At 62.0% G+C, this 24,004-nt stretch carries 23 protein-coding genes; 11 read left to right on the forward strand and 12 right to left on the reverse strand.

The features are described from left to right. Window positions 1–100: 100 nt before the first annotated feature. Window positions 101–745 (forward strand): Crp/Fnr family transcriptional regulator, encoded by a 645-nt coding sequence (locus tag JNB89_RS05610; protein ID WP_222858215.1) that lies wholly within the window; start codon window positions 101–103, stop codon window positions 743–745. A gap of 179 nt (window positions 746–924) precedes the next feature. Here the strand turns inward: JNB89_RS05610 and JNB89_RS05615 are convergent, their stop codons facing one another. From JNB89_RS05615 to JNB89_RS05645, 7 genes are all read right to left on the reverse strand, one after another. Further along, window positions 925–1,266 carry a RebB family R body protein gene (locus JNB89_RS05615; RefSeq protein ID WP_013342967.1) on the reverse strand — a complete coding sequence of 114 codons (342 nt, stop codon included), beginning with the start codon at window positions 1,264–1,266 and terminating at the stop codon, window positions 925–927. Between the two features lie 73 nt (window positions 1,267–1,339). Next, complete coding sequence (locus tag JNB89_RS05620) at window positions 1,340–1,666, reverse strand: RebB family R body protein (RefSeq protein ID WP_013342968.1); 327 nt, start codon at window positions 1,664–1,666, stop codon at window positions 1,340–1,342. A gap of 16 nt (window positions 1,667–1,682) precedes the next feature. Further along, window positions 1,683–2,345, reverse strand: coding sequence for a hypothetical protein (locus JNB89_RS05625; protein ID WP_220361567.1), 663 nt, complete (start codon window positions 2,343–2,345; stop codon window positions 1,683–1,685). Between the two features lie 98 nt (window positions 2,346–2,443). Continuing rightward, window positions 2,444–3,052: a hypothetical protein gene (locus JNB89_RS05630; RefSeq protein WP_223216702.1), complete on the reverse strand. Its 609-nt coding sequence runs from the start codon at window positions 3,050–3,052 to the stop codon at window positions 2,444–2,446. A gap of 276 nt (window positions 3,053–3,328) precedes the next feature. After that, window positions 3,329–3,568, reverse strand: coding sequence for a RebB family R body protein (locus JNB89_RS05635; protein ID WP_013342971.1), 240 nt, complete (start codon window positions 3,566–3,568; stop codon window positions 3,329–3,331). Window positions 3,569–3,623: 55 nt separating this feature from the next. Further along, window positions 3,624–4,247 (reverse strand): RNA polymerase sigma factor, encoded by a 624-nt coding sequence (locus tag JNB89_RS05640; RefSeq protein WP_013342972.1) that lies wholly within the window; start codon window positions 4,245–4,247, stop codon window positions 3,624–3,626. 368 nt (window positions 4,248–4,615) lie between these two features. After that, window positions 4,616–5,530, reverse strand: coding sequence for a LysR family transcriptional regulator (locus tag JNB89_RS05645; protein WP_220361568.1), 915 nt, complete (start codon window positions 5,528–5,530; stop codon window positions 4,616–4,618). A 97-nt stretch (window positions 5,531–5,627) separates the two neighbouring features. Between JNB89_RS05645 and JNB89_RS05650 the strand changes: the two genes are divergently transcribed. Beyond that, on the forward strand, window positions 5,628–6,695 hold the full coding sequence (locus JNB89_RS05650) for an SDR family oxidoreductase (protein ID WP_220361569.1): 1,068 nt from the start codon (window positions 5,628–5,630) through the stop codon (window positions 6,693–6,695). Window positions 6,696–6,860: 165 nt separating this feature from the next. Here the strand turns inward: JNB89_RS05650 and JNB89_RS05655 are convergent, their stop codons facing one another. Further along, the gene (locus JNB89_RS05655; protein ID WP_013342975.1) at window positions 6,861–7,730 is read right to left on the reverse strand and encodes a LysR family transcriptional regulator; all 870 of its coding nucleotides are present in this window, start codon (window positions 7,728–7,730) and stop codon (window positions 6,861–6,863) included. A 121-nt stretch (window positions 7,731–7,851) separates the two neighbouring features. On the opposite strand from JNB89_RS05655, the gene JNB89_RS05660 reads away from it, so the two are divergent. Both JNB89_RS05660 and JNB89_RS05665 read left to right on the forward strand, forming a co-directional pair. Then, entirely contained in the window at window positions 7,852–9,243 is a 1,392-nt protein-coding gene (locus tag JNB89_RS05660; RefSeq protein WP_013342976.1) for an MFS transporter, read from the forward strand. Window positions 9,244–9,349: 106 nt separating this feature from the next. After that, window positions 9,350–10,468, forward strand: a complete 1,119-nt coding sequence (locus JNB89_RS05665; protein ID WP_220361570.1) for an NAD(P)/FAD-dependent oxidoreductase — start codon at window positions 9,350–9,352, stop codon at window positions 10,466–10,468. Window positions 10,469–10,664: 196 nt separating this feature from the next. Here the strand turns inward: JNB89_RS05665 and JNB89_RS05670 are convergent, their stop codons facing one another. Together JNB89_RS05670 and JNB89_RS05675 are read right to left on the reverse strand one after the other, a co-directional pair. Further along, complete coding sequence (locus JNB89_RS05670; RefSeq protein WP_223216703.1) at window positions 10,665–11,816, reverse strand: hypothetical protein; 1,152 nt, start codon at window positions 11,814–11,816, stop codon at window positions 10,665–10,667. A 421-nt stretch (window positions 11,817–12,237) separates the two neighbouring features. After that, window positions 12,238–14,700, reverse strand: a complete 2,463-nt coding sequence (locus JNB89_RS05675; RefSeq protein ID WP_220361572.1) for a filamentous hemagglutinin N-terminal domain-containing protein — start codon at window positions 14,698–14,700, stop codon at window positions 12,238–12,240. 494 nt (window positions 14,701–15,194) lie between these two features. Between JNB89_RS05675 and JNB89_RS05680 the strand changes: the two genes are divergently transcribed. Continuing rightward, the gene (locus tag JNB89_RS05680; RefSeq protein ID WP_220361573.1) at window positions 15,195–15,575 is read left to right on the forward strand and encodes a VOC family protein; all 381 of its coding nucleotides are present in this window, start codon (window positions 15,195–15,197) and stop codon (window positions 15,573–15,575) included. A 437-nt stretch (window positions 15,576–16,012) separates the two neighbouring features. Here the strand turns inward: JNB89_RS05680 and JNB89_RS05685 are convergent, their stop codons facing one another. Next, window positions 16,013–17,035: an epoxide hydrolase family protein gene (locus tag JNB89_RS05685; RefSeq protein ID WP_220361574.1), complete on the reverse strand. Its 1,023-nt coding sequence runs from the start codon at window positions 17,033–17,035 to the stop codon at window positions 16,013–16,015. A gap of 291 nt (window positions 17,036–17,326) precedes the next feature. Here JNB89_RS05685 and JNB89_RS05690 point away from each other — a divergent pair, with 291 nt between their 5' ends. From JNB89_RS05690 to JNB89_RS05705, 4 genes are all read left to right on the forward strand, one after another. Continuing rightward, window positions 17,327–18,079: an SDR family NAD(P)-dependent oxidoreductase gene (locus JNB89_RS05690; protein ID WP_135891538.1), complete on the forward strand. Its 753-nt coding sequence runs from the start codon at window positions 17,327–17,329 to the stop codon at window positions 18,077–18,079. A 132-nt stretch (window positions 18,080–18,211) separates the two neighbouring features. Continuing rightward, complete coding sequence (locus tag JNB89_RS05695) at window positions 18,212–19,540, forward strand: MFS transporter (RefSeq protein WP_220361575.1); 1,329 nt, start codon at window positions 18,212–18,214, stop codon at window positions 19,538–19,540. 48 nt (window positions 19,541–19,588) lie between these two features. Beyond that, window positions 19,589–20,767: an L-rhamnonate dehydratase gene (gene rhmD / locus JNB89_RS05700; protein WP_220361576.1), complete on the forward strand. Its 1,179-nt coding sequence runs from the start codon at window positions 19,589–19,591 to the stop codon at window positions 20,765–20,767. Window positions 20,768–20,817: 50 nt separating this feature from the next. Then, window positions 20,818–21,600, forward strand: coding sequence for an SDR family NAD(P)-dependent oxidoreductase (locus JNB89_RS05705; protein ID WP_220361577.1), 783 nt, complete (start codon window positions 20,818–20,820; stop codon window positions 21,598–21,600). A gap of 15 nt (window positions 21,601–21,615) precedes the next feature. Here JNB89_RS05705 and JNB89_RS05710 read toward each other — a convergent pair whose 3' ends face one another. Continuing rightward, entirely contained in the window at window positions 21,616–22,611 is a 996-nt protein-coding gene (locus tag JNB89_RS05710; protein ID WP_013342989.1) for a LysR family transcriptional regulator, read from the reverse strand. Between the two features lie 126 nt (window positions 22,612–22,737). Between JNB89_RS05710 and JNB89_RS05715 the strand changes: the two genes are divergently transcribed. Beyond that, window positions 22,738–23,061, forward strand: a complete 324-nt coding sequence (locus JNB89_RS05715) for an L-rhamnose mutarotase (protein WP_220361578.1) — start codon at window positions 22,738–22,740, stop codon at window positions 23,059–23,061. A gap of 39 nt (window positions 23,062–23,100) precedes the next feature. Next, a complete protein-coding gene (locus JNB89_RS05720; protein WP_220361579.1) occupies window positions 23,101–23,994 on the forward strand; it encodes an amidohydrolase family protein in 894 nt (297 codons plus the stop codon). Window positions 23,995–24,004: the final 10 nt, after the last annotated feature.

Raw genomic sequence — 24,004 nt, forward strand, 5'->3', positions numbered from 1 at the left:
AAAAGTGGAATCAACAGCACGCAATGCAACCGCAGATGCCGGCTTTTCCAGGACCGAAAACCGGCAAGCACTACTGAGGCAGTCGAAGCTTTTCCGCGACATGCCCGAGTCCCTGATCCATCACGTTGCATCGCATGTCGTGGAGCGACGTCTGGACGATGGCGAGGCGCTCTTTCTCAAACACGATCCCGACGACTTCGTTGCGCTCGTCGTCTCGGGGCGTCTCTACACGCTGCTCTACGGCCCCGACGGCAGGGAGCTGATTACCGAGAGCGCCGAGCCTGGCGAGGTGGTCGGCGAAACGGCTCTTGTCGATGCGAGCCGCCGTCAGGCGGCAGCATTCGCGTGCGGACCGACGCGCGTGCTTCTGCTATGGCGGCGCCACTTTCCTCAATTGACCAAAGAGCCGTTGTTCATTCAACGCCTGCTGATGCTTCTGTGCGACAAGGTGCGCAAGGCCGCAGCGTTTATCGAATCGGTTTGCCTGTACCGGCTTGAATCTCGTCTCGCGCGCCATCTGATCTCGGCAATCGACCAATGTGGCCGGGCAGAACACGGCGGCATTGTGGTGCCGCTGCCGCCAAGCCAAAGCAATCTCGCAGCGATGGTGAACGTGAGCCGCCCGAAGCTGAATGCGCAATTGCAAGCATGGCGGCGCGACGGAGTCATCAGCTGGACGCACGACACGTTGCTGATAGCCGACGTGGATCATTTGCGCTCGGTCGCGTACATCTCCATTACCTGAGCGCGTGCCGTTCGCGGTATGCCGATCCGCTTGGCTGGGGTCCACGCGCAGTGCCCGGCGCGGGCTCGCGCCTGTGCGTGGATGCGTGCAAACGATGCGTTGATCAAAGGGGAACGGCGAAGCAGGAGGGAACGACTCGCGCCGGAGAGCGTTGCGCTGCTCCGGCGCGTGACAGCGCGTCAGATTGCGCTGGTGCTAGGCGGATTCAGCGCATTCAGGATGGTCAGAAGGCTCGTCAGGTTGTCGCTGACACCGGTCTGCGCGACCTTTTCGGTGGCGCCGGCCGCCGCCGTGGTGTCGAGCGTGTAGACCTGCATGACGCCCTGGTTGGCCGCTGCCTGCGACAGCGTGTTCTGCTGCTGCTGCGAGGACACGGAGTTCTGAAAGAGAATGCCCGTGGAATGCGCCATCGTCTGATACAGCGAGCCCATTGCCATTGCGGGCGCTTCTGCGACAACCTTGACGTTCGACTGCGTGACGGCATCGGTTATCTGATTGTTGACGGCTGTGGGAAAGGCCATTGCTATGCTCCTCAGTTCAAGGTAAAGACGGAAATCGAGCCGCTACGCTTGCGCGTGGCGGAACTGCCGGACTTTATTGACGGCGGAAGGCGTTGAGCACCGTGAGCAGGCTCGTCAGGTTGTCGGCAACACCGGTCTGCGCGACCTTCTCCGTGGCGCCTGCGGCGGCCGTCGTATCGAGGCTGTAGATTTGCATCACGCCCTGGTTCGTGGCCGCCTGCGTCAGCGTGTTTTGTTGCTGCTGCGCCGATACAGCGTTCTCGAACAGAATGCCGGTCGAGTGGGCCATGGTTTGATAGATCGAGCCCATCGCCATGGCCGGCGCTTCGCCGACCACCTTGACGTTCGACTGGGTGACGGCGTCGGTGACCTGATCGTTGACGGAAGTGGGAAATGCCATTTCGAACTCCTTCGGTTTAGTGCGCGGCGGGTGTCGCGCTGGTTGCATGAACGTCCTCTGAGGGACTCTGTGAAGCGGGTGTCGGTGTCGCAGTCGGTGTCGGTGTCGCTGTCGGTTCGATCTCTGTGGACGTGGCCGCCGGAGCCGCGCTCGCTGCGTTGTCGAGTTGCGCGAGCGCGCTTGCCAGTTGCCGCTGCAACGGACCGAAGTAACGCTCGAAGCACTGCTCGACTTCCGTCTTGACCAGATTGGCGAGGCGGTCCGCAATCTGCGGCAACGCGAGTTGCGCGGCGGGCGGCAGGCCGCTCGCCGGCGTAACGAGCATGGACGGGCGCAGATCGTTGAGCGATTGCGCCGTTTCCACGATCTTCAGAATCGCCTGTTCCTCGCGTTCCTGTGCTTGCAGCGCTTGCGCTGCGCTCGCCTTCAGCTTCTGCAAGACCTCGCGGATCAGAGACTCGGAACGCTGCCTGCCTTCGTTGAGCACTTGCGCCGCTTGCAACCTTGCGTGGACGGCCGGGTCGGTGGAGGAGGCCGCGCTCTGCCCCGGCTGGTCCTTTGCCGTGGATTGCTGGAATTGCTCCAACTCCGCGAGTTCTGCGGCGGTGAGCGGGCGTTGCAGCCAGGTGGTGGCGAGACGGCGAAGCGACGCCAATGCGTCTGGGTCGGAATTGCTCATCGGTATGCTCCTGATACTTTGGGATCCTGATCGACTAAGCCCGTGCAGACGAGTCAGTCACCTGGGGAACCAGGCCAACCAGGCAGCAGCCCAACGCGTTAGCCGGCTTTGCGGTTGGCGAGCGTCGCGCTGTAGCGTGCGATGCTCTGGTCGATCTTGTCGATGGCGAAGCTCGCGGACTCCGCTTCGATTGCACCAGCCGCCGCTGCCACCGCCGCGGCTGCGCCCATCAACAGGTCGGTTGCCAATGCGCCGAGCGCGTCTTCCGCGGCGGCGGCCAGCTTTTGCTCGGCGAGGTTCTCAGTCATCTTCTTGAGCAGCACCGCCTGACTTGCGAGCGCGAGCTTGCTGACGCCGTCGAAATAGCTCGCTGCCGATTGCGCGACGAGACCGGATGCCTGGCTGATCATCATGTCCGGAGGCGTTGCCACTTGCGACGCTGCATAGCTCGCGGTCTCGGCGTTCGTGAGTTGCACCGCCTGCACGATCTGACTGTTGAGCGCGCTCGTGGGCGGGCTGCTGTTGGCCGCCTGTTGCGATGTCGCGCGCTCGCGCACCTTCGACAAAGGTGTGGACCCGGGCGTGGACGCTGTCGTCGCGCGGGCGGCGGATTGTTCCGGTGAGTTCTGCCCGCCGGTTGCAAGTGGCGGCGTGCCGGCGGTGGTCGCCGCTTTGTTCTCAGCGGGCGTGCTTCTGGTTGCTTGCATCGTTGCTCCCGTTTCGTCGGTCACGTGCGAGGGCGGTGCGGTGGTCGGGTTCGCTGCGTCTGGAGCTGCGTCCGAAGTCGCGCCCGAAGTCGTGGCTGGCGCAGTGTCTCGAGCCGCGTCCGGAGTTGCAGCCGGTGCCGTGTTTGGTACCGCGTGTGAAGCCTCGTCACGGCCCGAGCCGGCGGGCGTCGACGCGGGCCGCGCGCGTTTGCTGAATAAGTCCCACAGAGCCATGAATGCCTTCTCCTTCCGTATGCGTGGTCGTCATGGCGAGGGTCAGGTGCTCTTCTCGCCAATGGCCATAATCAGCGCAACGGCTTTCGACACCACGGCCGTCGAGATCTGGTTCAGCGACTGTTGACCATGCACCGCGTTTTGCAGCGACAAGCCTGCCGAATGACTCGCGACCTGATACAGCGCTGCGATGGCCTGGGCAGGCGCCTCGGCGACGACCTTGACGTTGGTCTGCGTGACCGCATCGGTTATCTGTGCGTTGACTGCAGTTGAATCCGCCATGAACAGCTCCTTCAAGGGTGGGTTGAGTTCGACGAGCGACGCAGCTATGAACGAGTCAGACGCGTTGTCGTGAAGCGTTTTTTCCGGACGGGCGCGTGGCGTGCAGCGTCGCGCGCAGTCTTTTGCGCAGGAGTTCGATCCGCTTGCGCGCCAGCGCCTCGCTGATCTTCAACTCGCTCGCAATGGCCGCGTACGTCATCTCATGCTCGAACCTCATGGAGAAGAGAAGCTGCTGGGCCGGCGGCAGATTTGCGACTGCGTCGGCGATCTGCGCAAGACCTTCGTCGAGTTCGAAAAGATGCGTAGGCGACGCCGCCGCGACGGCTGTGGCGCTCAGGTAGTCCATATCGTCCGCGGAGCAGAAGTGCAGCACGCGCGCCTCGCGGCTCGCATGTCGCGCGCTGTCGAGAAACACGTGATTGAGCACGGCGAACATGAAGCCTTCCGGGTTGAGAACCCGATGCGGCATGCGGCGCATATACAGCAGCGCCTTCAGCGCAGTATTGGCAAGCAGTTCGTCGGCGGCGACGAGGTCGCCTCTGGCGAGCTTTCTCGCACGTCGTTCGAGAAACGGACGCACGTTCTTCCATGCGCTTTCGAAGCTGGCGTTGCCAGGCGCATCGAACTCGCACGGTTCATGCGCGATGGCTGCACAGTCGCTGGTGGTCTCGGTTGTCATTGCGCTCTCACTTGGGACGGTGCGCGCAAGCTTGGAGGGCCTGAAATAGCGGCGGCTGTTACCTAGGTGACAAGGTCGCAACGATGGGTGTATCGCCATGCCGCGTGCATTGGCAACGGGCAAGCGGGTAGTGCGCACGTGAGCTTGCGCGTGGAAGTCACTCGCGAGGGCAAGTGAACTTTGACGCGACAACGGTGAAAGAGCTCAGGCTTTGCGCGGCGGTTGAAGAGAATGCACGGCGCTGGGACGGTGAGGTTCGGCAACTGGCCAAAACCGGTTGTTCCGGTTGTTCGACGCGGGTTCGACGCGGGTTCGACGCGGGTTCGACGCGACGCCTCGAGAGTTCCTGGTCAGATCGCGCGATCTATTCACCGAATATGCAGGTGCGCTTCGAGCATCTCTACCAGCACGTGAACCTTCGGCGTCAACTGCCGCGCGACCGGCCAGAGCAGGCTGAGCGGCAAGCCATCTGTTGCGGCCTCGTCAAGGATAGTGACGAGGCGGCCGGCCTTCAGATCATCCCGCACCAGCCATGTCGCGAGTTGCGCGATGCCGAGTCCCGCCCGTACGAATGCGAGTTGTGCTTCAGCGTCGCCTGCCACGATGCGTGGACGCACGATGCATTGCCCGACTTGCCCGTCCGCCACAGCATAAGACCATGGTGACTGCTCGCCGTCGGGCCGCCCGTACACGACACACGCATGTTCCTCGAGGTCGTCGATTGTTTGCGGCATGCCGTTTTTCTCGAGATAGGCCGGCGCTGCGCAGAAGATCAGCCGTTCGCGACCTAAAAAGCGCTGGCCAAGCGACGCCGGCAGAACGGACGGCCCTCCGATACGCACGGCGAGATCGACGCCGTCTTCGACCAGATCGACAAAGCGGTCAGTGAACAACAGCTGCGGCCGCACGTCCGGATACTGCGCGGAAAAGCGCACCAGCACCGGCACGACGCACAGACGGCCGAAAGAGGCCGGCAACGCGACGCGTACGGTGCCGACCGGCTCGCGCTTCTGCGCGGCGAGAATGGCCTCCGCCTCTGCAAGCTCCGCCAGGATGCGCGTGCAGGTTTCATAGAACGCGCGCCCGGCGTCCGTGAGAGAGAGACTGCGCGTCGTCCGTTCGAACAGTACGACGCCGAGCCGCCGTTCGAGCCGCGCGACACTCTTGCTCACCGCCGAACTGGTGAGGTTCAGCCGTTCGGCCGCAGCGGTGAAGCCGCCTGAGTCGGCAGCACAGACGAATGGGATGATGCCCTTCAGGCGTTCGGTGGGGAAGGTAGCCAATTGATGAAATGGATTCGCTGGAATACGGAAATACTATCCCGAACGGGAAATGTGGTCTGAAGTATCCTTGTGTGTCGAACGCAAACTGGAGTTACGAATGAATCGTCGAGCACTGGTCGTGGGCGCCAGCGGCATTGTCGGGCGAGCCCTTGCGGACCGTCTGCTGTCGACCGGCTGGACCGTTTATGGACTATCGCGCGGACGTAGCGCTGGTGTGCCGGGGTGCCAGCCCATTGTCGCGGACCTCACGTCGGCTGAATCCGTCGCGGCTGCGACGAAGGACATCGACGTCAGCCACGTGTTTTTCACCGCATGGGCGCGGCAGGCGAACGAGAAGGAGAACATCCGCGTCAATGGCGCGATGGTCCGCAACGTCCTCGATTCGCTGGGCCCGCGCGCGAAGCTCGAACATGCGGCGCTGGTGACCGGCCTGAAGCACTATCTCGGCCCGTTCGAGGCATACGCGTCCGGCGCCGTTCCAGATACGCCGTTTCGGGAATCGCAGGGGCGTCAGCCGGTCGAGAATTTCTACTACGAGCAGGAAGACCGGCTCTTCGACGCGGCGGCGCGCCACGGCTTTACGTGGAGCGTGCATCGCCCGCACACGGTGATCGGCTTTGCGCCTGGCAACGCAATGAACATGGGGCAGACGCTTGCCGTCTACGCGACGCTATGCCGGCATACCGGGCAGCCTTTCGTCTTTCCCGGGTCCGCTGCGCAGTGGAATGGTCTTACAGACATGACCGATGCACGCCTTCTTGCTCGACATCTCGAGTGGGCGTCGACGACTGAAGCAGCGCGAAACGAAGATTTCAATGTAGTGAACGGCGACGTGTTCCGCTGGAAAACGATGTGGGGGCAACTGGCCGATTATTTCGGCATTGAAGCGGCAACGTTCGATGGCATCGTGCGACCACTCGAAGACCGGATGCAGGACGCCGTGCATCAATGGCGCGATATTGCGGCAAAGCGCGGTCTAGCGGAGCCGGACATCGACCGGCTCGCTTCGTGGTGGCACACCGACGCCGACCTGGGCCGTCCGATGGAAGTCTTGACGGATATGACTAAAAGCCGCAAGGCAGGATTCCTCAATTATCAGAGTACGCCAGATGCGTTCTTCGATCTTTTCGAGCGACTGAAGGCAGAGCGTCTGATTCCCGGCTGAGGGGTAGCGAACGACCGCAATTCGGGCCGGTGGGGATCGGAGTGTCGGTAAGCCGCTCGCGGAGTTGAGGTGGCGGCTCGCACGGAGACAGTGCGCGCGCTTCGCCGTGCACGGAAAAAACCGAATCCCGAGGACGATGCGTTCGGGCGTGTCGCTATCGACACGTCATTTGAGGGCAGCGAGAGCCATCTCGATGAGTTGCTGCTGCCGTTCGGTGGCATCGCTACTCTGTTTGCGCAAAATCATAAAAAGAGAAAGCGGGTCTGGCGGGTTCAAAGCGATCCGATGGACCGTGCATCCTGTTTCCCTGGCTAACGGCGTCGCCAAAAAACTGGGAACAATGGCCCACGCTCCGTTCCTGAGCATCGGTGCCAGCATGTGTGCTTTCTCGACCCAATTTACGTGCCGTGAAAACCCGCGCCGAACGCGCCATAGATCGAACTGAGGCGACCAAGGCAGATGAATTTCTCTGGATGGATCGAGATCCGTCATATCGAGCGCTTCGGGCAACGGGGCCGAACCGGACGCAGCATAGACCACAAGCATCGCGTAGTCCCGGATCTTCTTTGAAAGAAGATCGACGTGTTCCGATGGGGTCAAGGTAAAGGCTACGTCCAGATGACCAGAAGCAACGCGGTTAGCGAGCTGGAAATAGCGCGAGCTTTCCATATGCAATCGGACGGGCGGTGTCTCGTCGCAGAGCGCGGCGACAAACGGGGGAAGGACGTTGATGGCAACGGCGTCCACCGCACCGACAGCAAGGTGCCGCACCTGATTCGCCTGAAGTTGCTCAGCCTCGATTTCGAGCATTTTCCAGCGCTCGGCAATGTCGAGGAAACGCTCACCTTCAGAGGTCAACGATATGCCCCGCGCTCCCCTCGAGCGCCGCAACAGCGGATGTCCGACCCGGCGCTCCAGAGACTGGATCCGATACGAGACCGTCGATTGCGTTGTCGATACGATCTCTGCAGCCTGAAGCAAACTGCCCGAGCGGACTACCGCCAGAAACGTGTTGATCTCCTCGCTGAATAACATATCGAACCCTTCGATATTTGGTGAATAAAATCCGACATTGACCGATATTGTGCCCGACCTTAGCCTAGCCGAATAGAAGAACAAATCCCGTCATCTGATTCGGCAACGTTTGGAGGCACATATGGCAAAGGCACTCGTCGGCATCGAAGATCTACCTGCAAGCCGCTTTCATAAGAAGATCGCCGTCGTGGCGGCAGGAGGGCCGTTCTGTGACGGCTACCTGCTGGGGATCATCGTTGTAGCGCTGCCGTTCATTGCAAAGGACCTCGCGCTGAGCGCGCTCCAGATCGGTCTGATCGGCGCGTCGAGCCTTATCGGCATGTTCGTCGGCGGCCTTGTTTTCGGCCCGATGACGGACCGCTTCGGCCGCCAGAAGATGTATGTGCTTAATCTCGCTGTATTCGTTATCTGTTCACTCGCGCACCTGTTCGTGCATGACGTGACGACGCTCTTTATCCTTCGTTTCGTCATGGGGGTTGCGTTGGGGGCGGACTATCCCATCGCGACTGCCCTCGCTGCTGAGTTCCTGCCTCGGAAGCTTCGCGGGCCCGTGCTCGCGAGCCTCGTGCTTTTGCTCTGGGTCGGATATACCTTGAGCCTCGCAACGGGCCTGATCGTTAGCGGCAGCGAAAGCGGTGTATGGCGCTACATTCTTGCGAGCGCTGCCATCCCTTCGGCAATTTTCCTGTTGTTGCGCCTTAACATTCCGGAGTCGCCCCGCTGGTTGATTTCCGCAGGGCGGGTAGAGGCGGCTCGTGACATCGTGGCCCAGCATCTTGGGCCGCAGGTCGACTTCGATGCGCTCGTTGCTGAGACCCGCGTCAGCACTTCCGGGCGTGGCCTCGGGTTGTCCAAAATCCGCGAGCTGCTTTCGCGAGGCTATGGACGCATGCTGGTGTTCTGCTCGATCTTCTGGATGTGTCAGATTGCGCCTTCATTCGCAATCAAGACGTTTCAACCGATGCTGTTGAAGTCGCTCGGTGTCACTCAGCCACTCGCCGGTTCGCTGCTGATCATTTCGTTTGCGATTGTCGGAACTGCGATCGGCATGGTCGTCGTCAACCGCGTCGGTCGGCGCACGCTTTGTCTGGCCTCGTTCGTTCTCGCGACGCTCGCGCTCTTTCTTCTCGCGACGCCTATGTCGAGCATTGCCGCGGTCGCGATCGGTCTGTTCATTCTCTTCACGGTGGCCGAGGCTGCCGGCTCCGGGCTGCAATTCATCTACCCGAACGAGATCTTCCCGACTGATCTTCGTGCCACCGGTATGGGACTCGCAATGTCTGCGAGCCGCATTGGAGCCGCGGCAGGAACGTTCCTCCTTCCCACAGTACTCGTCCATTCTGGAAGCGCCACGGGTCTGCTCATCGCGGGCGGGATCAGTCTGATCGGCCTGCTCGTATCGGCTCGCATGGCTCCAGAGACCCGTAACGTGTCGCTCGGCGCGGCGAACGCACCGGGCATGGAAGCTGGCGCCGGCAAACACGCTCTGCGGCGAAGAGAGGCTCGCAGCTGAGCGGCGCGAACAGTGAAGCCGTCGCCGACAGTGGTCAGCTATAGCAACCAGGACTCAAGAATCTAACCTTCGCAACACATCCTGCATCAATGCAAAGAGGCACTCCATGAATTCGGCACCTAAAGTTGTGATCATCGGCGCAGGCATTATCGGCACCACGCTCGCCTATGATTTCGCCAGACGCGGCGCGCGCGTCACCGTGCTCGACAAGAACGAAGTCGCGAAAGGCGCCACGTCAGGATCATTCGCGTGGATAACGAACCAGACGAAGTTTCGCAATGCGGACTCGCTTGGCGAAGCTGGTGCGCAGCATTACTTCAATCTGCATCGTCTGTCGCACCTGCGCTGGCGTTTCCTGCAAAGCGAAATCCACGGTCTGCCGATTCGCTGGTCGGGCTGCCTTCAAAGCGCCGAGCCCGGCACCGAGGAGGCACACGAACTCGCGGCGGAACTGGACCGGCGCCTGCGCTGGGGCAGCCCGACGTACCGCGTCACCGCCGCCGAGGCACGGGAAATCGAGCCGGGGTTTGAACCGGGAGCCGAGACGGATATTTTCTACACGCCCGACGAAGGGATGATGTCTCCGGTGCAACTCACGTCAATGATGCTGGATGCGGCGGTGGCACGCGGGGCGCAGTACTCGCCACACGATGCGTATCAAGGCTTCGCGAAGACGGCGGGCAGCTACGAGATCCACAGCGCAAGCGGCAAGCGCGAAGCCGATCTTCTCATCTTCGCGGGCGGCATTGCGAACCCGGAACTCGTCGAAGGCACGGGGCTCAAGGCACCGCTCACCCACAGCACGGGAAGCGTCGTCCATCTTGCGCCGTTGCCACGGATCTTCGATTCGGTCATTCTTGGCGCGCACGTTCACGCGATCCAGCGCATCGACGGTCGTGTAGTAATCGCCAAGCACTTCTCCGGTTCTCCCGTTGGCGATCCAAGCACGCCCGATCCGCAGGAGCTTGTACGTGTCGCCGCGCGAGTGCTACCGGGACTGAAGGACGCCGTAGTCGAGAAGGTCACAGAAACGCGTCGCGTGATTCCCGCCGATGGACTGCCTGTGGTGAGCCGCTCAGAGAAACTGCCGGGCGTGCTTTCCATTACAACGAATGCAGGCATCAGTCTCGCGGCCGGACTGTCGCAGCTGATAACCACCGAATTGCTTGACGGCGTGACGGTGAACCTATTGGACCCGTATCGCTCCCAGCGTTTCGCCGGCTAGGCGATGAGGTGATGCCGCTCAGGCGCAATCGCCATGAAGCGGCCTCGGTTTGTTGACTGCTTCACGATTCCATGCAGCCGCCTGACGGTCGCCGAATGGGGCGCCGAATGGGTCGCCGAGCGGGGCCCGGCGACCGTCGCATGAGCAAGCACGCGCGATCCGCTGCGAGCGCGCTACTGGCCTTGCGCAAGCGGTGTCACCACCACCATGGAATCAACGCACCACCATCGTTCCGATGGGTGCGATCACCAGGGCGCCCCGCATCGCCGCCGTGGCGGTCCTCATCACGTTCTTTGCAGCGGTGTCCGGTTTCCGGCAGGCCGCTTACCTTGCGAATGTACCCGGAGCTCGCAACGAACAGATCGCCCCTGGGTCCAAACGTGAGCCCCCTCGGACGGCCTATGCTAGCTTGAGTGGCAAGGCCGCCGTCGCCGCCATAGGAGTCCTGCCCGTTGCCGGCAATGGTCGTGATGATGCCGGTTTGCCTATTCACCTGGCGCACGCGGAAATTGAAGGTATCGCTGATCGCCAGGTTACCGGCGCAGTCGAATGCGATATGCGTGGGGAAGTTCAACAATGCGTCGGTCGCCAGAATGCCATCTCCGTTGTAGCACGCCGAGCCGCCAACCTCCGGGCACGTGCCCCCCGCGCCGGCTACCTTGGTGACAACCCCTGTCCTTACGTCAAATCGCACGACACCTGCCGCAGCGGGATCAACCACGAACAGGTCGCCGTGCGTGTCGAAGGCCATGGTCACGATGTAGGTGTTGCCCAGGTCGACGACGGTCGAGATATTGCCTGTCTGATGGTCCACACGCCTGATGCGGCCGGCTGCCGAATCGGCAATGTACAGATCGCCTTCCCGGTTCACTGCGACATCGTTTGCGTACATTGTTGCTTGCGTGGCCGGGCCGCCGTCACCGCGGTTGGGCACGTCGGGAGTACCCAGGCCAGCCACCGTGGTAATGACGCCGGTGTGCCGATCCACCCTGCGGACTACATGGGCGAAAGGTTCGGCAATGAATACGTTACCGGCCCTGTCAAGCGCCACCCCGGTCGGATAGTGGAGCATAGCCTGCGTTGCAGGACCGCCGTCGCCGCTATAGCCTGCTTGCCCGGTGCCGGCAATGATGGTCACAGTCCCGTTGTCGTGGTCGATGCGCCGGACCACGCTATATGTTGGTTCCGCTGTATAGATGTTTCCCCATCGGTCCACCGCGATGGCTTCGGCCTGGATGGCGGGCGCGTTCCCGCCGCCCGAACCAGGGCCGGCGAAGGTGCTGATGATCTGCGCTGCGGCGGGCTGCACTGCCGCGATGAGCAGCAGCGCGTAAAGGGCCCGCAACATGACAGCTATACTTGGACAGACTTGCGTTCCGTGCGACATACATCCTCCTCGTCGAGGTCACCGAATGGTCACGACTATGCAAAGTAAAAGTCGTTGTCGCGGAACGCAGGGTGTTGTGACCAGAGGAAAGCAAGCCCGAAAGCCTCCAAACCGCCCAACACTTAATCTTAGTAGTCCGTGGCGAAAAGCAAATAAATGTTTAGGCTCCTCCCTTGAGGACGGACACAATTTGCCGTGCTGTTGCGAAAAGAAATAGCCTTGAAGTGATGTTTAGCCAGACAGTGCCATTCACGCGATCTTGCGATGTGGACATATATGTGACCGCATCGCCATCCGCCACGCTCACGATCCCGAGTTGGCGACATCTCCGACGAACGCCGCCACTGAAGCGCCGGCAAGATCGCCCGTTGCGTCGGCCGTTTCAATGCTGCGTCTGCCATTGAAGCAGGGGATGCAGGGCACCATCTGGTATTACCCATACGCCGTTGGCTCCAAAATCGTAGGTCGGCCCGAAACTAGCTGGCTGGCTCATCTGGGCAGTGGTCAACCCGTTTGCCGCGGGAATCGGGGTGCCCGACAAGACGCCGATGTCAGTTCCTGTCGACTCAGCGTTCCAGAACACATCGCCTGCAATGACGCCTCTGTTTGTATTGGCAATCCCGGCGGGCTGCGGGGAAAATCCGGCACGCGGGGTCAGTGCGCCAGTCGCAAATGACTGCGTAATCGTGCCCGCGTTGGTGAAGACGAGGCCGCCTCCATTCGAAAAGCAATGACCATCGCAGAAGTCCGGCTGGTAGCTGACCGGGCCCATTGCGTAGGACTGCGATATTAGACCCGCGTTGCTACCGGCAAGTCCGCCTCCACCAAAGCCGTGACCGAATGAGTTGGCCTCGCCGGTTGCAAACGACTGCCTGATATTGCCGCTCGTTTGATTCACGCCGACCAGCGCACCAACGTAGCCCTGGCCGGAAACTGTCGCTTTGCTGGATGAGCGCGCTATGCTGCCGTCGTTCCAGCCAACAAGTCCGCCAACATTTGTCCCGATGCCGTACACGAGTACGACTGACCCGCTCGTATGGGTATTGACGAGACTGCCGCGGTTCACACCCGCAAGCATACCCGCGTCGCCTACGAGATACTGGCCGGTGACGCCGTCCACTGTCAGATTGCGCACCACGCCGGCTGTACCGATGTCCCCGAACAGCCCTAGCGACATCTCAGGGCCCATAGCGCCGCCGTTCCCGGGCCCGACCACGACTGCATACGGATCGAGGATCCAGAGTGACGTAATTTTGTGTCCCATGCCGTCGAACTGGCCAGCGAACGGAGTCGCTCCATCGCCGATCGGTCGAAAAGCTACAGCAGTTGGCACCCCGGGCCATGTCGCGCCTGCGTCTATGTCCTTACCGAGCGCGTAGGTTCCCGCCACGTCAAGCGACACGTTCTGCAGATCAGTCAGCGTATTGACCAGCTTGTAGCCGGTGACCTGTGTCAGTAGCCCGCTGTATGGCGCGGCGCTCCATGCATTGTTGGTGGAGACGATGCCCTGGCTATAAGTGCCATTCATGTCGTAGAGCACACTGACGGTGCCCGTGCTTTTCGACCAGTCGATGGTGCCGTTATTGATGACACTGCCGCTGTTATCGATGCTTGCTGCGTCGGCACGCAACGTGAGATTGCCCGCACCGTTGTTTGCGACGGTCGCGCCCGTGGTCAGAGAGACGCTGTGATACGCGGCAAGCGTGAGCGAGGCCGAGCCGCTCCAGCGAAGGCTCGAAGCGACGCGCAGATCGCCTGTTGCGCCATTGGCGCCGGTCGTCGTGACCTCGATCGAGGTGCCTCCGCTCAGGCTGCGCTGCAGCGCGTGTGCGGCGGCGTCATTGATGATGAAAGTGGGGGTCGACAGGTACCACTGCCTTGCGTGAACCGCTGCGTGTTTGCCGAACCCCAGTTGCGCCGCTTGTGTATCGACGGCTCCGCCGTTGCCGCTTCCGTCGCTTGCGGCGATCCTGCCGTACTGCGCGACCCGCCCGCCGTCGGCGACGAGCCACACGTGACCGTCCCGATTCGCGGTGCCCGTCGCACGTATGCGTGTTCCGCCGCCGGCTAGCGCGTAGACGTTGCCATCGGCGGCCTGCAGGCTGATCTGCGCGGCCTCGATCCGGCCTCTGTTGACAGCGGTGCCCTGACTGCCCGTTTGCACGAATACCTGCCTGCTGTCGTTCGAGTCCTGCAACAGGATATTCTCGCCGGCGGCCAGTTCGGCGGTGCCGTTCGGCGCTGACACCTCGCCCGCGTTGATGACCGCGCGTCGGGCGATCAGGAACACGTCGCCGCCGCTCGAACTGATCCTGCCGAGGTTGATCACGTTTGCATTCGAGTCGCCCGATAGCGTGAGTGCGTTACCGCCCTGCATGAACGCGCAGTTGCAGATATCGAGCGTGGACGCGACGAATCGGCCACCCGTACTGATCACGCCCGCTGGCCCCACGACGATGCCTTGCGGATTGATTACATACAGGCTGCCCGTTGCAGTCAGCTTGCCGAGAATCGCCGACGGCGAACCACCGATCACCCGGTTCAGCGTCGTGCCCGCGCCGTTGTCGAACGTCACGCTGTTGTTCCTGCCGATCGAAAAGCTGTTCCACTCGATGACGCCGCGGGTCGAGCCCGGCTGCGTGATCACGACGGCGTTGCCCCGGCTTGTTATCGCGCCCGTGCCTGCCACATAAGTGCCGCCTTGTGGCAAGGGCCCCGCAGCGAGCGCCGCATGCGTAAAGCAGAGCCCCGTGAGCGAAAGGCCGATGGCGAGCCAGAGAGCCCCATTTGGGTGCCGACGGTGAAGTGCGCGTCGCGCCGGGCGGGCGAGTGCTGGAAGTGTCATACATCCCCCGTTCCGCGCACGCGCGGAATGGCTGCCCGCGACCCGCAGAGCCGACCGGAAGCGCGTTAGTCGCAGCGTCTGAAGAATAGAACTTCAGGTCGCGGACGCATGCCGATTCCTCTGCGTTTTCCGCCTTCCTGTCGGGCCTTTAGCTTTTTTGTGTGGCGGCATGCAGGGACGTGCCGATGTTTCGCTTGTCAGTTCATGAGTTTCGGACAGCGGAGAGGGCGATGGCAGATGACGGGATCGCCGACGGCGACTTAGGCGCATTCCGGCCCGCAAAAGCTGACTCGGCTGACTGAGCGGTTCTGAGAAGGTCATCTGACTGAAGCGGGCCGGGTTTAGCTAGCTTGGGGCGCGACGGCGCGGGGATAACGGATGCGAAACGCACCGGGGTATATCCGGCCATGAAGAGTCATTCGACGCACGGAGCAGAATCGGCGACAATCGGTCGGCCAACGCTAGCTGACGTTCAACCGAACGGGATCAATCCGATGACTGAGCCACTCACCGATATCACATCGTTTTCGTTCGTACTCGCGGTGCCTGATCTCGTATCCAGCGCCTCATACTTTCGCGACGCCCTCGGCTTTCGCCTTGAGTGGCCGGAAGGTACGGGTTGGCAACTCGCTACCAGGGGCGCCGTGCGGATCATGCTGGGCCATTGCCCCGACGCAATCGCACCATCCGCGACCGGTGACCATAGCTATTTCGGCTACCTGAAAGTAACGAATGCCGACGCACTTCACGAAGAACTGGTTAGTCGCGGCGCAATCATTCTGCAGCCTCCGGTCGATAGGCCACACGGCATGCGCGAATTTCTCGTAGGGACACCGGACGGGCATCGAATGATGGTTGGCCAGGATCTGTCGTGACAAGGTGCGCTTAGTTGGACAGGCAAGCGTGCAGCGACGCCAATCAGGAAGCAGGCACGCGAAGGTGGATGTCAGCGAGAGGCGGTTTGGGCTCGAATCATGCCGATTGTATTAAGCGTGCCTGAGATGGTCGTCGCGTACGGTCGGGGGCAGGGTGCGGCCATGAATGGTCACTCGACAGTACCGGATGGATGGTTGACGATTGGATTCTTGCCGCTGCCTTCTTGCTAATCTGCGTTCTTTCTGTGATTTCTCTTTCCGATCCACGCGTTGGAGCCGCCAGGGCGGTGATCTGTGGAGCGCGCCATGCGCTTTACGGACTGGGTTGAGGAAGACGATCTCTGAGGAGCCGTATGCATGAGCCGTGCTGAACAGGCACCGAACAATGACACGCCTTTGTGGATGAGCGTCGCGTTCAACGAAAGAGGCGTCAAGCGCTAGCCCTCAAGCGGCTCGGCGACATAGATCCAGGTGGACGGGCCGAAATTGTCCGTGATGAGGTAAAGCATGATCTCTGTCAGAAGCCGGTCCATTGATATTGCATCGCTGAACGGGCGCTGCGACAAGTCTGACCATGCGTGAAATGCTTCCGCAATCCAGGCAGCGACTCCAACCGGGCTATCGAACATCGAATATGCCAGCTTCAGTGGCTTCGTTGCCTGGATGCGCGCGTAGGCACTCTTATTCTTCCACAGCTCGGCCTCGCGTGCGGCGAACGAGCGTTCCGTCGGTCCGGGAGCCGCGCCCACCGAACCGCTGCGAGGGGCGGCGCCATGATGACGAACACTGAGCATGGTGAGGTGGATCCCGCGGATACTCGCGGGATGATGTAACCCAAGCATCTCCGCGACGGCGCTACCCCAGTCTCCGCCGTGTACCAGGTACTCGTCGTAGCCGAGCATATCCGTCATCAACTGATTGAAAATGGACGCGATGCGCCGGGGGCCGACGGGCGCCACCGGTGGCGGCGAGAAGCCGAATCCAGGCAGGGAGGGTATGACGACGCTGAATGCGTCGTCACGGTGGCCGCCGAAGCGTTCCGGGTGGGCAAGCGGCTCGATCAGGTGCAGGTAGCTGGCGAACGAATAGGGCCAGCCATGAACGAGCAGGAGCGGGCGCGGGCACGCGCCGGATCCGCGCTCATGTATGACGTGTATTTCCTGATCGCCGATCTTCGCCAGGCAATGTTCGACTGTGTTGATGTTTCGCTCTGCCTCCCGCCATTGGTAGTCGGTCAGCCAGTAATTGCACAACGTGCGCATCCAGGCAGCCGGTGGTCCATACCGCCAGTCGGCGGCCTCATACGGTTCAGGGAAGTGATTCCACCGGAAAGACTTGATGCGTTCGCCGATGCGCGCAAGGTCTTCATCCGGAATGTTCACACGGAACGGAATTAGCGACATGATGGCTTCTCCACGAGCACGGTGCTTGATCATGGCCCGATGAGAAGCATCTGTCATGACGGAACTCCGTCATCTTGTGTTCGTCACCGTTTTCGAACGTCGTCGCTGTGCTGCGACGGTCATAAAGGCGCTGCGCTGGATGCTCACGCGCGATGCCCCTTGCTGCTGAATCCGTCGCCCTCCTGGCACACGTATTCGTGGATGCGCGAATTCTCGCGCCACATCGGGAACTGCCGACCCCGATTCACTTTTGTTATCAACCTCTCCAATTCTCGGATTGTTGCCGCATCGGCGCGCCCGTATATTGCGTGAAACGCGGACACGACAACACCAACGCTGGAGACGCAAATGAACCGGATCGACCTTGAAGGACGCGTGGTGGCCATTACCGGCGGCGCGCGCGGGATCGGCTATGCAGTGGCGCAACGGGCGCTGGACTCGGGCGCCTCGGTCGCGCTCTGGGACATCGACGCCGAGCGCCTTGCGCGCAGTCAGCGCGAGTTGAGCGAACGCGGCAAGGTGACGGCGGTCACCGTCGAACTCACGCAGGAAGCGGCGGTTGAGCAAGCCGTCGCGCAGACCGTCCGCGAGCACGGCGCGATCGACGTGCTTATCAACTGCGCGGGCATTACCGGCGGCAACGGCACGACCTGGGAACTCGAGCCCGACGTGTGGCGCCGCGTGATCGACGTGAATCTGATCGGCCCGTATCTCACCTGCCGAGCGGTCGTGCCGCAAATGCTGAAGCAGGGCTATGGGCGCATCGTCAATATCGCGTCCGTTGCTGGGAAGGAGGGCAACCCGAACGCGTCGCACTACAGCGCTTCGAAGGCGGGGCTCATCGGCCTGACCAAATCGCTCGGCAAGGAACTCGCGACGAAAAACATCCTTGTCAACGCGGTGACGCCCGCGGCCGCAAAGACTGAGATTTTCGACTCGATGTCGCAACAGCACATCGACTACATGCTCTCGAAGATTCCGATGAACCGCTTCCTGTTGCCGGAAGAAGCGGCGTCGCTGATTCTCTGGCTCGCCTCTGAAGACTGTGCATTCAGTACTGGTTCGGTGTTCGACCTGTCGGGCGGACGCGCGACTTACTGAGCATGCCGCGCGCGGCGGCGCGCCGACCGACGACCCTGCGCGTCAGTTCATGCCGACCCGCGCTGCCGAAAGCGCAAGCCGTACCAAACCAAAAAGCGCAGCCGCACAGGCGAGCTGCGCGAAGGAGACGACATGGACCCCCATGCGAGCGCTTCTCTCGAAGCAATCAACAGCAAGGTCATGCGCCGGCTGTTGCCGTTCCTGTTATTGATGTACGTGCTGGCGTTTCTGGACCGTGCGAACATCGGCTTCGCGCAGAAGGCGCTGCAGCACGACACCGGTCTGTCGAACGCCGCGTTCGCGTTCGGCGCGGGCGTGTTCTTCGTCGGCTATGCACTGTTCGAAGTGCCAAGCAATCTGCTGCTGCATCGTGTCGGCGCGCGAGCATGGATGTGCCGCATCATGGTGACGTGGGGTCTGGTATCGGCGGCAATGAGTCTTGCGCATACCGCTGCCGCGTTCTATAGCCTGCGGTTTTTGCTCGGCGTCGCCGAGGCGGGATTCTTCCCCGGCGTCATTTATTACCTCACGCACTGGTTTCCGCAACGTGCGCGTGCGCGGGCAGTCGGCGTGTTCTATTTCGGTGCGCCGCTGGCTTTCATTTTCGGCAGTCCGCTATCGGGCTCGCTGCTCGAACTGCATGGCGCACTCGGCCTCGCGGGCTGGCAGTGGCTGTTTCTTGTCGAAGGCATCCTGGCATCGCTCGTCGGCGTGTGGGCATTCTGGTATCTCGACAATCGTCCGGAAGATGCTCGCTGGCTCGACGCGCAAGAGCGCATGAGCTTGCGCGCGGCTCTCGATGAAGACGCGCGCGCTGCCTCCGCGCACGGGCCGCATCGCATTCTTGCCGCGCTGGTGGACCCGCGTGTGTTGCTGCTCTCGCTCATCTATTTGCTGATCCAGATGAGCGTGTACGGCGTGATTTTCTATCTGCCGCAACAGGTCGCCGCGTTGCTCGGTACGACGGTCGGCTTTCATGTCGGCCTGGTCGCTGCATTGCCGTGGCTGTGCGCGCTCGCCGTAACCTGGTACGTGCCTCGCCGCGCGGATCGCACGGGTGGCCACCGCCGCTGGGCGTTCGCATTGCTCGTGGTGGCCGGTCTTGGCATTGGCGTGTCGGGGCTCGCTCATAACCCGGCCATCGGTCTTGTTGCGCTGTGTTGCACGGCAAGCGGTTTCATTGCCGCACAACCGCTTTTCTGGACCTTCCCGACGCGCTTGCTGACCGGCGCGGCGGCCGCCGGTGGCATTGCGCTCATCAACTCGCTTGGCAGCCTGGGTGGCTTTATCGCGCCCAGCTTGCGGACCGCCGCGGAGCGCGTGTTTGCATCCACATCGGCGGGACTGGTGGTGCTCGGCTGCTCCAGTCTGCTTGCTGCGTTGCTGATCGGCACGCTGTTGCGGCGCGACGGCGCAGAGGCGCCCGGTGCAGTTCACGACTTGCTGCATCGCGCCCGCTAGGCGCGTGTCAGGCGACACGTTCGACGTCAATCACGGAGCCTCTCTCTCATGGCCATGCCCACTATCCGGCACGTGCGTGCCTTCATCGTTCGCGGCGGCGGAGCGGACTATCACGACCAGCCCGGCGGACACTGGATCGACGATCATATTTCCACGCCGATGGCGCGCTATCCGGAGTATCGCCAGAGCCGCCAGTCATTCGGCATCAATGTGCTGGGCACGCTCGTGGTCGAAATAGAAGCGAGCGACGGCACCGTTGGCTTCGCGGTGACGACGGGCGGCGAGATTGGCGCGTTCATCGTCGAGAAGCACCTCGCACGTTTTCTGGAGGGTCAACTGGTCACCGACATCGAGAAGATGTGGGATCAGATGTACTACTCCACGCTTTACTACGGGCGCAAAGGGGTGGTGCTCAATACGATTTCCGGTGTGGATCTCGCGTTGTGGGACCTGCTCGCCAAGGTGCGCAAGGAGCCGGTGTATCAACTGCTGGGCGGCCCGGTGCGCGACGAACTGGTGTTCTACGCGACGGGTGCGCGTCCCGACCTCGCGAAGCAGATGGGATTTATCGGCGGAAAACTGCCGTTGCAGCACGGGCCGGCGGAAGGCGAGGCAGGACTGAAGCTCAATCTCGAGAAACTCGCGGACATGCGCAGCCGCGTCGGCGACGACTTCTGGCTGATGTACGACTGCTGGATGAGTCTGGACGTGCCGTACGCGACGCGCCTTGCACAAGCCGCTCACGAGTATGGGCTCAAGTGGATCGAAGAGTGCCTGCCGCCTGACGACTACTGGGGTTACGCCGAACTGCGCCGCAACGTGCCGCGCGGCATGATGGTGTCCACGGGCGAGCACGAAGCCACGCGCTGGGGCTTTCGCATGCTGCTCGAGATGCAATGCTGCGACCTGATCCAGCCGGACGTGGGCTGGTGCGGCGGCATCACGGAACTCATCAAGATTTCGGCGCTGGCCGACGCGCATAACGTAATGGTCGTGCCGCATGGCTCGTCGGTGTATAGCTACCATTTCGTCGTCACGCGTCACAACTCGCCGTTCTCCGAGTTTCTGATGATGGCGCCCAAGGCCGACGAAGTCGTGCCCATGTTCACGCCGCTGTTGCTCGACGAACCGGTGCCGGTCAACGGCCGCATGAAAGTGCCGGACACGCCGGGCTTCGGCGTGCGGCTCAATCCGGAGTGTGCTTTGGTGCGGCCTTATCCGCGTTGATCGGGCCTCGCGCATCCGGTTCTATCCGCATCTACTGAGAGGGGAATCACGTGCTGCTCAAGGATAAGGTGGTGATCGTCACCGGCGGCTCGCGCGGCATCGGGCGCGCGATAGCCGTTGCGTGCGCAACCGAAGGCGCGGACGTCGCGATCAACTACTGGGGCGATAACGACGCGTCGTATGGACGCCGCTCGGCCGTCGCGGAAGTGGTCGGGCAAATCGAGGCGCTCGGGCGGCGCGTGATCGCAGTCGAAGGCAACGTTGCCGCGCGCGAAACGGGCCAGCAACTGGTGCGCGAGACGGTCGCGGCATTCGGCAAGGTGGATGTGCTCGCAAGCAACGCGGGTATTTGTCCGTTCCATGCATTTCTCGAGATGCCGGCGGACGTATTGGAGTCCACCGTCGCGGTGAATCTGAACGGCGCGTTCTATGTCACGCAAGCCGCTGCGCAGCAGATGAAAGCGCAAGGCACCGGCGGCGCGATCGTTGCGACGAGTTCTATCAGCGCGTTGGTGGGCGGCGGCATGCAGACGCACTACACGCCGACCAAGGCCGGCGTTCATTCGCTGATGCAGTCGTGCGCGGTCGCATTGGGGCCGTACGGCATTCGCTGCAATTCGGTCATGCCGGGCACGATCGCCACGGACCTGAACGCCGAAGATCTAGCGGACGAAGCCAAGAAGGCCTACTTCGAAAAGCGCATTCCGCTCGGACGCCTCGGCCGTCCGGAAGATGTCGCCGAGTGCGTGGTGTTTCTCGCATCGGACCGCGCGCGCTATGTGACGGGCGCGGCGTTGCTTGTCGACGGCGGTCTGTTCGTCAATCTGCAATGACGCGAAATGCCGCTGTCAACTAACCGGCGCCGAAGCATTCGCAGCTTGCGTGGAAGCGGCGGTGCCGTCGCGCGCAAGTCGCCGGGAAAAACCGCGCAGCAGCTCGATGAAGCGCAGCGCCGGTTCGGCGAGCGGCTCTTCCTTGCGCGTCAGAATGCCGAAGCCCGCGAGACTCTTGCCGATTTCGAGCGGCAGCGCGACCAGCAGCTTGCCGCGCACGTGGTCGCGCACCACGGACTCGGGCAGCATGGCCACCGCGTCGTAGTTCTCGAGCAATTGCAGCGTCGCGAAAATCGACGCGCATTCAGTGAGGTTGACCGGCGTGGCCAGCCCGGCACGCGCCAGCTCTTCTTCGAACAGCACGCGCGCCGGACTGGTCACCGGCTGGGCGACCCAAGGCCAGTCGATCAGTTCGCGCAACGTGATGTGCGTGCGGCTTGCCAGCGGATGCACCGAGCGCACCACCAGCAGCAGGGTCTCGCGCGCGAGCGGCTCGAAACTGAAATCGTTGTGTTGCAAGGGACTTGTCAGGCGGCCAAGCGCAAGGTCCACTTCGCGGCGATGCAGCAACTGCACGACCTGGTCGCTGGTTTCGCCGAGTATGCGCACGTTCAGCAGCGGGCTTTCGGTCTTCAGCGCGGCAACGGCCATGGCCATCAGATCGGGCGCGGCGCCCATGATCGCGCCCACCGTCAACTGACCGTGGCCGCCGCGGCGCTTGACTTCGAGGTCTTCGGCAAAGCGCGTCAGTTCGGCAAGCGCCCGCCGTGCGTAGGCCAGCGTGACGACGCCAAGCGGCGTGGGCGTCATGCCGCGCGCGTTGCGCTCGAACAGCAGAAAGCCGAAGGCTTCCTCGATGTCGCCAAGCATGCGGCTTGCGCTCGGCTGCGCGACGTTGACGGCTTCAGCGGCCTGATGGAGATTGCGCGCGTCGTCGAGCGCGACGAGCAGCGCGAGGTGTTTGAACTTGAGCCGATTAACGAGTGCGACGGTTGCTGAGAGTTGGCTCATGGTCCGGTGCGATTCGGTTTGTGGATCGCCCAATCAGAACAACGGATTGAGATGCTATCGACGCACGAATTATAGTCTTTGCAGGCGCTGCGCCGCGAAAGCGCCAATAACGAAGAGACAGCCGCAATGGAGACAATCGCTTTCCGGATGGTGCTCAACCCCGGCATGCGCGAGGAATACGAGCGCCGCCACGCGCAGATCTGGCCGCAGCTGGTTGACGCGTTGCACAACGCCGGCGTGCGCGACTACCGCATTTTTTTCGATCCCGGCACCGACCACCTTTTCGCCGTGCTCACGCGCACCTCGCAGCACACGATGGACGCGCTCCCGCAACTCGAAGTCATGCGCAAGTGGTGGGATTACATGGCGGACATCATGCATACCGCCGCCGACCGTACGCCGCTGCAGCAACCGTTGGAACAGGTGTTCCGCCTGGGTCCGCTCAACTGATCTTCACGCTGTCCACGCTTGAATTGCCGGAGGCACCGCATGCAGGTTGTCGATTCGCATATCCACTTGTGGGACCTGAAAACGCATCGTTATCCGTGGCTGGAAAATCCTGGCGTGTCGTTCGTCGGCGACGCTCGCGACCTCAAGCACGACTATCTGCTCGACGACCTGCTCGCCGAAGCAGGCGACATCGAAGTGAAAAAACTCGTGCACGTGGAAGCGAATCACGATCCTGCCGATCCGGTGGAGGAAACGCGCTGGCTGCAGTCCATTGCAGATGAAGCGCAATCGCGCGGCATGCCCAATGCGATAGTCGCCGCGGTGGACCTTGCCGCGCCGAACGCGCCGGCCTGGCTCGAAGCGCATGCGTCGTTTGCGAATACGCGCGGCATCCGCCAGATTCTCAATGTGCACGAGAACAGGCTCTTCGATTATGTGGGCCGTCACTATATGCGCGAGCCGCAGTGGCGTGAAAACTTCGCGCTGCTGCGCCGACACGACCTTTCTTTCGACCTGCAACTCTACCCGTCGCAAATGGAAGAGGCTGCGGCGCTCGCGCGCACACACGCCGACACGCTGTTCGCCGTCAATCATGCGGGCATGTTCGTGGACCGCAACAGCGTAGCCGGTTATCGCGCATGGCGCGACGGCATGCGCATGCTCGCCGGTTGCAGGAACGTGTGGGTAAAAATCAGCGGACTCGCGATGTTCGATCATCAATGGACGGTGGAGAGCCTGCGGCCCTACGTGCTCGAAACGATCGACGCGTTCGGTGTCGAGCGCGCGATGTTTGCATCGAACTTTCCCGTCGACCGTTTGTTCGGCTCTTATGCGGACTTGTGGCATGCGTATGCGGCAATCGTGGAAGGAGCGAGCGTAGCGGAGAAAGACGCGCTCTTTTGCGGTAATGCGGAGCGCTTCTATCGCATCTGATGCAGCCAGG

Origin of the sequence: Paraburkholderia phenoliruptrix (assembly GCF_019511605.1) — a bacterium.
GTDB classification, from domain to species: domain Bacteria; phylum Pseudomonadota; class Gammaproteobacteria; order Burkholderiales; family Burkholderiaceae; genus Paraburkholderia; species Paraburkholderia phenoliruptrix_A.

What these genes read in the sequence shown, in the direction of transcription:
- JNB89_RS05710 (WP_013342989.1), bottom strand. Translation starts at nt 22,611, where the DNA reads ATGAGCCAACTCTCAGCAACCGTCGCACTCGTTAATCGGCTCAAGTTC.
- JNB89_RS05615 (WP_013342967.1), bottom strand. Translation starts at nt 1,266, where the DNA reads ATGGCCTTTCCCACAGCCGTCAACAATCAGATAACCGATGCCGTCACG.
- JNB89_RS05640 (WP_013342972.1), bottom strand. Translation starts at nt 4,247, where the DNA reads ATGACAACCGAGACCACCAGCGACTGTGCAGCCATCGCGCATGAACCG.
- rhmD (WP_220361576.1), top strand. Translation starts at nt 19,589, where the DNA reads ATGGCCATGCCCACTATCCGGCACGTGCGTGCCTTCATCGTTCGCGGC.
- JNB89_RS05685 (WP_220361574.1), bottom strand. Translation starts at nt 17,035, where the DNA reads ATGACAGATGCTTCTCATCGGGCCATGATCAAGCACCGTGCTCGTGGA.
- JNB89_RS05625 (WP_220361567.1), bottom strand. Translation starts at nt 2,345, where the DNA reads ATGAGCAATTCCGACCCAGACGCATTGGCGTCGCTTCGCCGTCTCGCC.
- JNB89_RS05620 (WP_013342968.1), bottom strand. Translation starts at nt 1,666, where the DNA reads ATGGCATTTCCCACTTCCGTCAACGATCAGGTCACCGACGCCGTCACC.
- JNB89_RS05665 (WP_220361570.1), top strand. Translation starts at nt 9,350, where the DNA reads ATGAATTCGGCACCTAAAGTTGTGATCATCGGCGCAGGCATTATCGGC.
- JNB89_RS05650 (WP_220361569.1), top strand. Translation starts at nt 5,628, where the DNA reads ATGAATCGTCGAGCACTGGTCGTGGGCGCCAGCGGCATTGTCGGGCGA.
- JNB89_RS05660 (WP_013342976.1), top strand. Translation starts at nt 7,852, where the DNA reads ATGGCAAAGGCACTCGTCGGCATCGAAGATCTACCTGCAAGCCGCTTT.
- JNB89_RS05720 (WP_220361579.1), top strand. Translation starts at nt 23,101, where the DNA reads ATGCAGGTTGTCGATTCGCATATCCACTTGTGGGACCTGAAAACGCAT.
- JNB89_RS05630 (WP_223216702.1), bottom strand. Translation starts at nt 3,052, where the DNA reads ATGCAAGCAACCAGAAGCACGCCCGCTGAGAACAAAGCGGCGACCACC.
- JNB89_RS05690 (WP_135891538.1), top strand. Translation starts at nt 17,327, where the DNA reads ATGAACCGGATCGACCTTGAAGGACGCGTGGTGGCCATTACCGGCGGC.
- JNB89_RS05695 (WP_220361575.1), top strand. Translation starts at nt 18,212, where the DNA reads ATGGACCCCCATGCGAGCGCTTCTCTCGAAGCAATCAACAGCAAGGTC.
- JNB89_RS05715 (WP_220361578.1), top strand. Translation starts at nt 22,738, where the DNA reads ATGGAGACAATCGCTTTCCGGATGGTGCTCAACCCCGGCATGCGCGAG.
- JNB89_RS05635 (WP_013342971.1), bottom strand. Translation starts at nt 3,568, where the DNA reads ATGGCGGATTCAACTGCAGTCAACGCACAGATAACCGATGCGGTCACG.
- JNB89_RS05610 (WP_222858215.1), top strand. Translation starts at nt 101, where the DNA reads ATGCCCGAGTCCCTGATCCATCACGTTGCATCGCATGTCGTGGAGCGA.
- JNB89_RS05655 (WP_013342975.1), bottom strand. Translation starts at nt 7,730, where the DNA reads ATGTTATTCAGCGAGGAGATCAACACGTTTCTGGCGGTAGTCCGCTCG.
- JNB89_RS05680 (WP_220361573.1), top strand. Translation starts at nt 15,195, where the DNA reads ATGACTGAGCCACTCACCGATATCACATCGTTTTCGTTCGTACTCGCG.
- JNB89_RS05670 (WP_223216703.1), bottom strand. Translation starts at nt 11,816, where the DNA reads ATGTTGCGGGCCCTTTACGCGCTGCTGCTCATCGCGGCAGTGCAGCCC.
- JNB89_RS05675 (WP_220361572.1), bottom strand. Translation starts at nt 14,700, where the DNA reads ATGACACTTCCAGCACTCGCCCGCCCGGCGCGACGCGCACTTCACCGT.